The organism is Ruegeria lacuscaerulensis, assembly GCF_013033355.1.
Classification (GTDB): Bacteria; Pseudomonadota; Alphaproteobacteria; order Rhodobacterales; family Rhodobacteraceae; genus Ruegeria; species Ruegeria lacuscaerulensis_A.
Window position 1 is genome coordinate 14586 of sequence record NZ_WQDY01000003.1, and the last position, 11347, is coordinate 25932.

9 protein-coding genes are annotated in these 11347 nt (G+C 56.9%); 6 read left to right on the forward strand and 3 right to left on the reverse strand.

Going from position 1 to position 11347, the window contains the following annotated elements:
* Nucleotides 1-26: 26 nt before the first annotated feature.
* From GOW48_RS06190 to GOW48_RS06205, 4 genes are all read left to right on the forward strand, one after another.
* The gene (locus tag GOW48_RS06190) at nucleotides 27-1964 is read left to right on the forward strand and encodes a type I secretion protein (RefSeq protein ID WP_170752274.1); all 1938 of its coding nucleotides are present in this window, start codon (nucleotides 27-29) and stop codon (nucleotides 1962-1964) included.
* Between the two features lie 179 nt (nucleotides 1965-2143).
* The gene (locus GOW48_RS06195) at nucleotides 2144-4228 is read left to right on the forward strand and encodes a type I secretion system permease/ATPase (RefSeq protein WP_414478907.1); all 2085 of its coding nucleotides are present in this window, start codon (nucleotides 2144-2146) and stop codon (nucleotides 4226-4228) included.
* The gene (locus tag GOW48_RS06200; protein WP_170354729.1) at nucleotides 4228-5580 is read left to right on the forward strand and encodes an HlyD family type I secretion periplasmic adaptor subunit; all 1353 of its coding nucleotides are present in this window, start codon (nucleotides 4228-4230) and stop codon (nucleotides 5578-5580) included. Before GOW48_RS06195 ends, GOW48_RS06200 begins: the two co-directional genes overlap by 1 nt.
* Nucleotides 5581-5660: 80 nt before the next feature.
* Nucleotides 5661-6038 carry a rhodanese-like domain-containing protein gene (locus tag GOW48_RS06205; RefSeq protein ID WP_170752278.1) on the forward strand — a complete coding sequence of 126 codons (378 nt, stop codon included), beginning with the start codon at nucleotides 5661-5663 and terminating at the stop codon, nucleotides 6036-6038.
* 75 nt (nucleotides 6039-6113) lie between these two features.
* On the opposite strand, the gene GOW48_RS06210 is transcribed toward GOW48_RS06205, so the two are convergent.
* Complete coding sequence (locus GOW48_RS06210; protein ID WP_234900846.1) at nucleotides 6114-6914, reverse strand: alpha/beta fold hydrolase; 801 nt, start codon at nucleotides 6912-6914, stop codon at nucleotides 6114-6116.
* 49 nt (nucleotides 6915-6963) lie between these two features.
* On the opposite strand from GOW48_RS06210, the gene GOW48_RS06215 reads away from it, so the two are divergent.
* Nucleotides 6964-7338, forward strand: a complete 375-nt coding sequence (locus GOW48_RS06215; protein WP_170752281.1) for a hypothetical protein — start codon at nucleotides 6964-6966, stop codon at nucleotides 7336-7338.
* 48 nt (nucleotides 7339-7386) lie between these two features.
* On the opposite strand, the gene glyA is transcribed toward GOW48_RS06215, so the two are convergent.
* On the reverse strand, nucleotides 7387-8682 hold the full coding sequence (glyA, locus tag GOW48_RS06220) for a serine hydroxymethyltransferase (protein ID WP_170752283.1): 1296 nt from the start codon (nucleotides 8680-8682) through the stop codon (nucleotides 7387-7389).
* Between the two features lie 166 nt (nucleotides 8683-8848).
* Between glyA and GOW48_RS06225 the strand changes: the two genes are divergently transcribed.
* Nucleotides 8849-9610 carry an NAD kinase gene (locus GOW48_RS06225; protein WP_234899338.1) on the forward strand — a complete coding sequence of 254 codons (762 nt, stop codon included), beginning with the start codon at nucleotides 8849-8851 and terminating at the stop codon, nucleotides 9608-9610.
* A gap of 259 nt (nucleotides 9611-9869) precedes the next feature.
* On the opposite strand, the gene GOW48_RS06230 is transcribed toward GOW48_RS06225, so the two are convergent.
* Complete coding sequence (locus GOW48_RS06230) at nucleotides 9870-11309, reverse strand: amidase family protein (protein WP_170752285.1); 1440 nt, start codon at nucleotides 11307-11309, stop codon at nucleotides 9870-9872.
* Between the last annotated feature and the right edge of the window lie 38 nt (nucleotides 11310-11347).

The following is an 11347-nucleotide window of genomic DNA, read 5'->3' on the forward strand; positions in this document are numbered from 1 at the left end:
TGAACGCCGCGGGAAAGGAAATTGAAATGTCGTTTGATAGTATCAGTGAGACGATTGCCCATTTCATCGGAACTTTTGATCTGACGACCGAGCAAGCTCGGTTGCGAGATCAATATCAGGAATTTACTGCTCTCAGGCGCAAGGCTGAGATGGAAGAGCTGGAAGAAGGTGCTGCCGTGAAAGTACGGGCAGACCTTAACCTTGACCCCGGAAAATACGACGCTTTGCCCTATGCGCCATCGGTTAGTCACACTGACATTCCGTTGGCTCCAAACCCTCAACCGTTGGGGCCGGTTCCCGATGGTCCATTGCAGACTGGCCCGGGTCCCGATCAAGTGCTTCCCGATGCGGCGATCGCGTCGACCTCGATACCGATCTTAGTCGCAAAACCGGTTTTGATCCCCGAACTGATCGGCTCGGCTGTCACCTATGCGATTCAGACATTGGACCTGAACGACAACGACACCATCGGTCAGGGGGATTTCCGCGATGTGGACTCATTGGTGCAGCAAGGTCAGGAACTGGCTGATGTTGCGCTTTCTCTACACGCGGTATCGTCCCCATCCTTTAGTATTTCCGATTATCAGTCGATCGAGCATCTCGAATCGATTGTTGCCGAGATGGAGGCCCCGTTCGAAGCCCCGTCTGAGGATGTGACTGTCCACCAGTTTCAAGGCGATGAAGCCATAGGAACGATTGTGAACGGTGAACATGTCGAGGAACTTCCGGATTTTCTGGAATTGGTGCCAAGTCACCATCTTCCTGATGAAGAAGATGACAGTGACCACCCTGATTTGTTGCCAACTGAGTGGGATCAGTCAGACGATGCAGATTTTGGCGATGGTCACACCGTTATCGCGGGGGGCAACCTAGCGATAAACGAGGTGGCCATTACCGTCGGTTGGGTCGATGCTCCGGTAATTGCGGTCGGTGGGCAGTCGGTCAACCTAACCGTTGTAAGCCAGGTGGCGATTGTCTCGGATGTCGACGAAGGGCCCGAGGATAGTCAAAGCGAAACCACGGTGGTTCAGTCGTCAAGTATTGCAGTGGAATCCGATGAGGCGTCCTGGCTTGATGATAATGTCTCGGAAGAGGGACAAGATCCTCTTGTCGCGATCACCTGGATTTCGGGTGATCTGTTCGTCACAAATTTCGTGAAACAAGAAATCAACGCCACTGATATCGACCATATTGAAACCCAGATCGACGCCACAACCAGCCTGTTTGTGTTGGGTGACAACGATCTGGTGAATGAGGTCAGCGTCGTTCAGCTCGGCAGCTATTACGATCTGGTTTTAATCGGCGGAGACATGGTTTCGGTGGATTTTGTCCATCAGACGATTGCGTTGGTCGATGACGATGTGGTCTCGGGGGTGGTCGCCGAGGAAGACAATGACAACCTTGTCATGAACCACGTGGAACTGACGACCATTGGGGAAGACACTCATGAAGAGTTGTCGGAAACGCTGGCCGAAGTTTTACCTCTGCAGGAGATGGATACTGACGCTTTGGAAGATGCACTGCTGAACGATCCTCAATTTGCGGGGATGGAGCAGGTGCGAGTTCTGAAAATCGAAGGTGATCTGGTGCAGGTCAACGCCATCGAACAGGTGACTACCCTGCAGGACCAGGATGATATTCACGTACAAGGAGGGAATGGTGCCATCGCTTCAGCGCTGGGTGCTGGAAATGCGGTGCTGAATGCGGCGAGTATCTCGACCATCGGAGTGGACTCGGTCGTTATGGCATCGGAAGGCGAATATTCGGACGTCGTTCTGCATCAGGCGAGCCTGATTGACACCCAAGACGAAGATCTGGGTACAGAGCTGGCCAATGAAGCCATAGCGATCCTGATGCAGGAAACATCTGGACCGGGGAAGTCAGACCTTGCCCCGGGGCACAACAAACTGACGCCCTCTGAAATGGCCAGCGTGGATGATGCGCTGTCCTCAATGTTAGCTTAATTTCCCAGTTTTTTTACGAGTGAACCGAAAGTCTGAGTATGTCGAGAACGTTTTCGTCGCGTCGCTCTCTCTTTGCCAGTCCTATGGACGGCGGGGGTGGGGCCAATCCAGTCAAATCAGTTGCCGCACGAACGGCGACGGCGTCCGGCATATTGCCCGAATTACGATTAAGCGAAGACATGCGTGTGCGGCCTTTGAAAAAAGGGCCCGAAAAACCGGAAGCAAACAAAATCAGATTGGACCCCGATCAAAGGTCCGAAACTGACGAAATTCAGAAACGCGCTGAATATTCCCTTCGGCGCGCTACGTCGCAGCCTGATCAAGGTCACGGTACTAAGGGCTGCGATGCTGGGGTGGCCGATGCTGAAGGGCTCGGTCCTGAAACCGCCAGAAAGGAGACCGCGCGGGTCCCCCCCCTGTCGCGCTCCAAAGGCGGTGCGAGTATTGGCACCACTATCGAGGCCAAGGCGAACCAACCTTTGCCGTTGAAGAAAAGCGGCGGCGGAGATGGTAATGGGCCACCCCAGACCTTTCACAAACGCACCCCGCCCGAGGATTTTCAGCGTACCCTGCAAGTCTCGCTGCGTGCTATTCTGCGCAACCTTGCCTTTGTGCTGGTCCTGACCTGTGCGACGAATATCCTTATTCTGGCGATCCCGATTTACCTGTTTCAGATCAGTGACCGCGTGCTTACCAGTCGATCGTTGGATACGTTGATCATGCTGACCGCGATCGTGGCTGGCGCTGTCATCTTTCAGTCGGCCTTCGATGCGGTGCGTCGCTTCATGCTGATGCGAACCGCGGTCGAGGTTAATGCACGGCTGGGTGCTCCGATCCTCAGCGCGGCCGCTCATGCTTCGTTGCATGGCACAGGGCGCGAATATCAGACATTGGGTGATCTTCAGCAGGTACGAGGTTTTCTAGTATCGGGGACTTTGATCTCGTTTCTGGACGTGCCATTTGCACCGTTGTTCATCCTTATGATCTTTCTGGTTCATCCCCAGCTGGGTATGATCGTGATCGTCACAGCGCTGTTGTTGATGGTCATTGCCCTTATCAACCAACGTATGACTGCCGGACCTTTTGCCGAGGCCAACCGGGCGCAATCCATGGCCAACCAGCATCTGGATTCGATGTCGCGCAACAGCCAGATTATAAATGCTCTGGCCATGATCCCCGAGGCCGTGCGTATTTGGGGCCGAGACACTGCGCAGTCACTGACGTGGCAAGTGCGGGCACAGGACCGGAACGTTATTTTCGCCGCTATTTCGCGAGCGGTGCGTTTGCTGACACAGATAGCCATTCTGGGGTGGGGGGCATTCCTGGCCCTGCAGGGCGAAATCACGGGCGGGATGGTGATCGCGGCGTCGATCATTGCCGGGCGGGCTTTTGCACCCATCGAAGGCTCCATCGAAGGGTGGAACGGTTTCCTGCTGACACGTGGGGCTTACGGGCGGATCAAGAACTTGCTGTCCAACTCGGCGCTTCAGTTCGAGAAACTGCGCTTGCCGCGGCCAGAAGGGCGGTTGGATGTGGAACGGCTGCTTTTTGTTCCCGGCGGCACCAAGCGCGTTGTATTGAATGGGATCAGCTTTGCGCTGAATCCGGGCGAGACTCTGGCGATCATTGGCAACTCCGGCGCGGGTAAGACCACGTTGGGCAAAACACTGGTCGGATCGATTTTGCCTACATCCGGCAGCGTGCGCCTGGACCTTATGGATATCCGCAACTGGGATCCGCGCCAATTCGGCGAAAGCATCGGCTATCTGCCGCAGGATGTGCAGCTGTTTCCGGGCACCATCAAGGACAACATTGGCCGTATGCGCGAAGATGCAACGGACGAACAGATCCACGATGCTGCCGTTCTAGCTGATGTCCACAACATGATCGCCACGTTGCCCCAAGGGTATGAGACTGTTGTGGCCGCCGATGGCTCGCCATTGTCCGGCGGGCAAAAGCAGCGGATTGCCCTTGCGCGTGCCTTCTTTGGAAATCCGCGGCTTGTGGTTCTGGATGAGCCGAACTCGAACCTTGATGTGGCCGGAGATCAGGCGCTGGCACGGGCCATCGCGCAGGCCAAGGAAAACAAGATTACGGTCGTGGTGATTACGCAGAAGCCAACGCTGTTGAACGTGGTCGACAAGATCATGCTGCTGACGGACGGACGTGTTGCTTTGTTCGGGCAGCGCGAACAGGTGTTGCAACAATTGAACGGCCCGCGCAAACAGGCTGGGATTGAAGGCCAGCAGAAAGGGGATGCGTAATGAATGATCTCGTGCCGGTCAATAATGACCCCAAAGACCCAACTGTCTGGTACGCTGAAGTACCGCGCTCGATCAACCGGTTGGTCGTAGTTGGTTTAGTTATGCTGGTCGTCTGCTTTGGCGGCTTTGGCGTCTGGTCTTTCAGCGCACCGCTAGCTGCTGCGGTGATTGCGCAGGGAAGTTTCGTGGCCACTGGTCGTAACAAGATCGTACAGCATCTTGAGGGCGGGATCATTGAAAACATCAAAGTGATTGAAGGTCAGTCGGTTCAGGCGGGGGAAGTGTTGATGACGCTGGACCAAACTTCGGCCGAGGCCAATGAACGAGAACTGTTCATTCGCAAAATCCGCTTGCAAGCCATGTCTGAACGTCTTGAGGCCGAACACAATGAGATGGATCAGTTGGAGTTTTCCGCCGAGTTGCTTTCGGCCACTGACGATGTCGAAGTCATGACCATTCTTGATGGCCAGAAGATCAGCTTCGAAGTATCCCGCAAAACCCTGCTGAATGATATCGCATTGTTGGAACGCAACATGGAGGCCCTCAGGATCCGGTCCAGCGGGTTCGAGGCGCAACTGGACAGTATGAAACGTCGCGCGGAAATCCTGCAGGAAGAATTTGAAACCAAAAAGGCATTGTTTGACAAAGGTTTGGTTCGAAAGGGAGATCTGAACACGATCCGTCGCGTGCAGGCTGAGGCGGAGGGACAGCAGGCGAGGCTGGCGGCTGAGACGGCGGAAATCAACCAGATGTTGCTGAAGTATGACGAACAGATCACGCGGACACGTTCGGCCTATCGCGAAGCCGCGTTGGATGAGTTGGGTGTGATTGCAGCCGATCTGGAAAGTGTCCGCGAAAAGGCGCGTCAGGCGCGCAGTGTTCTGGATCGTGCCGTTGTTCGCGCACCAGTCACGGGGACTGTAGTAAGGCTTCACTACCACACACCCGGGGGCGTGATCGAAACTGGCGAGCCTATTGCTGAAATCCTACCTGCCGATGCGCCCCTTATCATCGAGGCGCAAATTCCTCGAACCGAAATTGACAGTGTGGGCAAGGGCCAGAACGCTACAGTGCGTTTGGTGGCGCTGAACCAACGCACGACGCCAGTACTAAGCGGTGAGGTGTTCTATGTCTCGGCGGACGCTCTGGTCGAAGACTCGTCAGGAACGCCTCAAGAAGTATACTTGGCCCGGATTTCACTGGCCCCGGACGAGATTGACCGGGTACGGGGCTTTATCCCCACACCGGGTATGCCTGCCGAGATCATGATTCAAACCGAAGAACGCACTTTTGCGGCTTATATCGCCAAACCGGTGACGGACAGTATGTCGCGTGCCTTCCGCGAACATTGATCACGGGTGTAGGGTCTTCAACCTACACCTTCCAGTTTTCGCATGTTATCTTGTTGGGAACACCAACAGGAGAAACGCCTATGTCCTTAACCGTGAAAGAGATGATGGAAGCCGCGAACGCCGCTGTTGAACGGATAGATATGGCCCGCGCGGTCGAGGTTCTGGGGCAGGGTGGTTTACTACTGGACGTTCGTGATGGGGCTGAATTGCAGAAAACGGGTCGGGCTGCAGGCGCGCATCACATCTCAAGGGGGATGTTGGAGTTTCATGCCGACGATGAGTTGCAATCTCATGACCCCGAGCTGCGTAAGGATCGTCCCATTATTCTGTATTGCGCGGCCGGAGGGCGCGCGGCGCTGGCGGGCAAGTTGTTAAAGGATATGGGATACGCGCAGGTTTATAACCTGGGTGGATTCAAAGACTGGGTTGAAGGTGGCGGCGACGTCGCGGGCTCCTGAAGCGAATGACTTGAAGCTGAATGTCAAAGGATCGACGCGGTAACAGCCGCGCCGGTCGCTTTTGCGGACTTTCTCCTAGGCGTTCAGGAAGGCCCGAACCGAAGCCTCGAATTCACGCGGTTTTTCGGCGTGCAACCAATGTCCCGCACCGGGTATTTTGGCGAAGCGCGCAGTTGGAAACAGCGCCCGGATCGCGGGGCGGTATTCGGGCAGCACATAGTCAGATTCAGCCCCGGACAGAAACAGGGTCGGTTTGTCCCATGTGCCTGTCAACTCGGGAAAGCCCATGATTTTCGGCATCTCGGCAGACAGAGTATCCAGATTCAGCAACCACCGCTGACCCTTAATGTCCAGCGATTGGGTGAAAAAGCTCTGTAAGGCTTTCTCGACACCTTGTTCGGCCAGTTGCTGTTCGGCATCTGACCGACGCGTGACAGATGACAGGTCAACGGCGCGCATTGCCTCGATGAACTGGATCTGGCTATGCGTATAAGTAACGGGCGCGATGTCAGCGACCACCAGCTTGCGCAGCTTCTCGCCATGCAGCAAGGCCAGCGTCATGGCCGCCTTGCCGCCCATCGAATGACCGAGTACATCCGCCTGTCCACCAAAATGATCAATCACCTCTGCCAGGTCATCGGCCATGCTCGGGTAGTCATGTTGTGTCGTCCACTCACTGTCGGAGTGGTTTCTCATGTCGACGGCCACGACCTGTCGCTCATCAGACAGTCTGCGTGCAATTACACCCCAGTTTCGACCCGAGCCATATAGCCCATGGGCAATCAGCAAAGGCGGATTTGAAGTCGGTTCACCATGGATGATCGTGTTCAGCATGTCCGTGTGATACCTGTCGTGCCGACAAACAGCCAGCCCCATTGTGGCGCATGTCCGGCCCGGATACAGTGCCGCGGCAGGAGGCCCCGATATGGCGCAAAACCCCGACATCCAAACTCAAATCGCGCAGACCGTGCAGTTGTTGCGCGACAAGTTGGGTGTGCAGGACAAGACTCTGACGGCCTCGGTCAGAAAAGCCAAACGTCAATTGCCCCGGCGCATTTACAAACAGGCGCTGCTTTTGGCCGATGCCGAGCAGATGGCGGCCCATCCCAAGCTGAGGCTGGTGCTGGACACGCGCAAACTGGCCCGCGCGTCAGAAGAGGTGCAGGATCATCTGACCGGCATAAATCTGGCCGACCGCAGGCTGGGCTGGTTTCTGGGAATGCTGGGTGGGTTGGCTTTCAACTTGTTGGCCCTGTCGGTTCTGCTTCTTGTGTTTCTGCGGTGGCAGGGCTTCATATGAAAAACGGCGCCGCTGGGGCGCCGTTCAACTTTTTGATATCCTGACATTCTACAGGTTCGGATAGATCGGGAAGCGCGCGCACAGTTCGGCCACTTCGGCCTTGACCTTGGCTTCGACCGCGCCGTTACCTTCTTCGCCATTAGCGGCCAGACCGTCGACCACTTCGATGATCCAATCCGCGATCTGGCGGAACTCGACCTCACCAAACCCACGAGTGGTTCCTGCGGGCGAGCCCAGGCGAATGCCCGACGTGATGGTTGGCTTTTCGGGGTCGAACGGAACGCCGTTCTTGTTGCAGGTGATGTGCGCACGACCCAAGGCTTTCTCGGTCGCGTTGCCCTTAACGCCTTTGGGGCGCAGGTCGACCAGAACCACATGGGTGTCGGTGCCATGTGTAACCGTGTCCAGACCGCCTTTGATCAGCTGGTCCGACAGCGCCTGCGCGTTGGTCACGACCTGTTGGATGTAGGTTTTGAACTCGGGGCGCAGCGCCTCACCAAAGGCGACAGCTTTACCAGCGATGACGTGCATCAGCGGGCCGCCCTGAATGCCGGGGAAGATGGCCGAGTTCACTTTCTTGGCGATCGCCTCGTCATTGGTCAGGATCAGGCCACCGCGGGGACCGCGCAGGGTCTTGTGGGTGGTGGTGGTGGCCACATGCGCATGCGGGAAGGGACTCGGATGCTCGCCTGCTGCAACCAGACCGGCAAAGTGCGCCATATCCACGTGCAGGTAAGCGCCGACCATATCGGCAATCTCGCGCATGCGGGCAAAGTCGATCTGGCGCGGGATGGCCGAGCCACCTGCGATGATCAGCTTGGGCTGGTGCTCTTTCGCCAGCGCCTCGACCTGATCATAGTCCAGCATGTTGTCCTGCTGGCGCACGCCGTATTGAACAGCCTTGAACCACTTGCCGGACTGGTTGGGGGCTGCGCCATGGGTCAGGTGGCCACCTGCGTCCAGGCTCATGCCCAGAATGGTGTCGCCGGGCTGGATCAGCGCCTGGAACACACCCTGGTTGGCTTGGCTGCCCGAGTTCGGCTGAACGTTGGCAAATCCGCAGCCAAACAGTTCTTTGGCGCGATCGATGGCCAGATTTTCGGCGACATCAACGAACTGGCAACCGCCATAATAACGACGACCCGGATAGCCTTCGGCATATTTGTTGGTCATCACCGAACCCTGCGCTTCCATCACCGCGGCAGACACGATGTTCTCGGATGCGATCAGTTCGATCTCGTCGCGCTGACGTCCCAGCTCGGATGTAATCGAGCCGAACAGCTCGGGATCACGGTCAGCGAGGGATTGGGTGAAAAATCCGGTATCACGAAGATTGGCGTTCATGGGGGCTCCACATACTGGGGGGTAATTTGCGGATTTCCTATCGGAAACTGGCCAGCGGCAAAAGGCTTAAAGCGACGATTTGGCCAACTGCGGCGTCAAGACTGGCCTATCGGGGAAAGGTATGGTTGTTTCGGAACCAAATGTGCAGCACCGGAAACCGCAACAGATGATTCAGAGAATCGCTTTTCTTGCCAGCGACGCGAAAGTGGCGCAAACCGCGCGCGACACGCTGGTCAGGCGTTATGGTAACGCAGCGCCGCGTGATGCCGATGTGGTCGTTGCGCTGGGCGGCGATGGCTTCATGCTGCACACGCTGCACAACATGCAGCATCTGGATACACCTGTTTACGGCATGAACCGTGGCACCATCGGATTTCTGATGAACGAGTTCCATGAGACTGACCTGATGGAACGCCTTGATGTAGCGATAGAAGAGGTCATCAATCCACTGGCTATGCGCGCGATGGACCAGTCCGGCAAGATGCATGAGGCGCTTGCGATCAACGAGGTATCGCTGCTGCGGGCCGGTCCGCAGGCCGCACGCCTCAAGATCAGTGTGGACGGACGGGTTCGCATGGACGAGTTGGTCTGTGACGGGGCGCTGTTGTCCACGCCTGCGGGGTCCACGGCCTATAATTACTCGGCCCATGGTCCGATTCTGCCGATTGGGTCCGATGTTCTGGCCCTGACCGCGATCGCCGCGTTTCGCCCGCGCAGGTGGCGGGGCGCTTTGTTGCCCAAGATCGCCAAGGTTCGGTTTGATGTGCTGGACGCGGATAAACGCCCGGTCATGGCGGACGCCGATTCTATCTCGTTCCCGGATATCGACTGGGTCGAGATCAGGTCCGAGCCTTCGATCCAGCATCGCATCCTTTTCGACCCCGGTCATGGGCTGGAAGAGCGGCTGATCTCGGAGCAATTCACCTGATTTTGCGTGCTGTTGGCAATTTTCTCACTCTTGTGTGAACCAGTTCACAGGAGATTGATTAACCATGGATTAATGTGAACTTGCCCGGAGACACATCAACGGCGGGAGTGAGTGGCCGCCAACGGTGTTTTCGAAATGAACGCGCAGTTTTCGCGCTGGCAAGGGTAGGTGGTGCTACGCTTGTTATCGGATCTCCGGGCATATTTTAGAAAGTGGGCCCCGGGTACAAAACCCCGGGGTCAATTTCTTTTGGCAGGGGTCAGTTGACCTGATCCATCCTTTCCCACAGCGGTAGGCACATCTGTCCCACACGTGCCTCTATCGCGGCGGCGGCATCTACGGCCATATCCTCGCGCCAGCGCGCTGCAGCAATCTGGACGTTTATCGGTTGTGGCCCGTTTGGTAGATCGGCCAGACGCGCTGGAACACTGGCGGCGGGAAGGCCAAGGAAATTCATCGCGTAGGAATAGACCGCGCAGCCCAGAACTTCGTGGACGCCTTCGGGGCCTTCGGTGTCACGGTCGGGGCCGAAAAAGGGTTGCGGCAGGAACGGCGACAGAATCAGCGGATAATCCAGCATGAATAGTGCCCATTCACGCGCGTACTGTGTTCGCTTGGCCAACATACCGATCAACTCGGTTCCGGTGATGGGCGGAAATTCCTGGAAGTATACTTCAAAGATATCGCGGATGGTTTGCGATCCGGCGGCCTCGATATCTGTTTTCAACAAGGTCAGAACTTCACCCATCAACGCGCGATACCCACCGCGCCCGCATTCGAACACGTCGGGTGTGTTCACCTCTTGCACGTCATACCCCGCGTCCATCAGCGCGTCACGGGCGGTGTCCAGCGCTTTGTCGACCTCGGGGTGTAAATCATAGCCGTAGGTGTTCTTGGTAAAGGCAACCTTGATGGGCCCGTCGGTCTTATCCCCGCGCCACGACACGGCAACATGAAACGGATCGCGGGGATCAGCCGCGATCAGGCTGGGCATCGACAGGTGCAAATCCGCAGCCGAACGGGTGATCAGCCCTTGCACTGACATGGATTGCGCCAGCAAGCCACGCTCAACCTTTTGACTTGGGTTAAACGCGGGTACGCGGCCCAGACCTGGCTTCACGGTCACCGCGCCGTTGGCGGCCGCTGGAAACCGCAGGCTGCCGCCGATATCATTGCCATGCGCCAAGGCCCCGATCCCCGCCATCACCGCCGCACCGGCACCACCCGAAGATCCACCCGGCGAGATATGCCGCCCCCACGGGTTATACGTGCGGCCGTGCAGGTCGTTATCCGTGTCGGCACGAAACGAGAATTCGGGTGTATTGGTACGGCCGATCACAATAGCACCTGCGTTTTGCAGATTTCTGACGACCGGGGCATCATCGGGTGCAATCACATCCTTTAAAGCAACGACGCCGTTCGTGGTTGCATGCCCTCTTTGATCGACGTTGATCTTTATGGTGACAGGCACGCCGTGCAGTGGGCCGGGTTCCGCGCCCCCGGCGACTGCATTGTCCAGTTCACGCGCATGGCTGACGGCCTCGGTACTAAGGTCTTCGACGACGGCATTGAGGTCGGGATTGACCTGATGCAACCTGTCGATCGAGGATTTTATAGCGTCTTCCGCGCTGATCTCGCCCTTGCGGGTCAGGTTCGTCAGGTCGGTGGCGTTCAGACGCCAAAAGTCACGTATTGTCATGGGGCCTCACTGTCTTAGTCAGACTGTAGAGGCCCCAA

Excerpts from the sequence above, each read along its gene's own strand:
- GOW48_RS06190 (WP_170752274.1), top strand. The coding sequence starts at position 27 with ATGTCGTTTGATAGTATCAGTGAGACGATTGCCCATTTCATCGGAACT.
- GOW48_RS06195 (WP_414478907.1), top strand. The coding sequence starts at position 2,144 with ATGCGTGTGCGGCCTTTGAAAAAAGGGCCCGAAAAACCGGAAGCAAAC.
- GOW48_RS06200 (WP_170354729.1), top strand. The coding sequence starts at position 4,228 with ATGAATGATCTCGTGCCGGTCAATAATGACCCCAAAGACCCAACTGTC.
- GOW48_RS06205 (WP_170752278.1), top strand. The coding sequence starts at position 5,661 with ATGTCCTTAACCGTGAAAGAGATGATGGAAGCCGCGAACGCCGCTGTT.
- GOW48_RS06210 (WP_234900846.1), bottom strand. The coding sequence starts at position 6,914 with ATGGGGCTGGCTGTTTGTCGGCACGACAGGTATCACACGGACATGCTG.
- GOW48_RS06215 (WP_170752281.1), top strand. The coding sequence starts at position 6,964 with ATGGCGCAAAACCCCGACATCCAAACTCAAATCGCGCAGACCGTGCAG.
- glyA (WP_170752283.1), bottom strand. The coding sequence starts at position 8,682 with ATGAACGCCAATCTTCGTGATACCGGATTTTTCACCCAATCCCTCGCT.
- GOW48_RS06225 (WP_234899338.1), top strand. The coding sequence starts at position 8,849 with ATGATTCAGAGAATCGCTTTTCTTGCCAGCGACGCGAAAGTGGCGCAA.
- GOW48_RS06230 (WP_170752285.1), bottom strand. The coding sequence starts at position 11,309 with ATGACAATACGTGACTTTTGGCGTCTGAACGCCACCGACCTGACGAAC.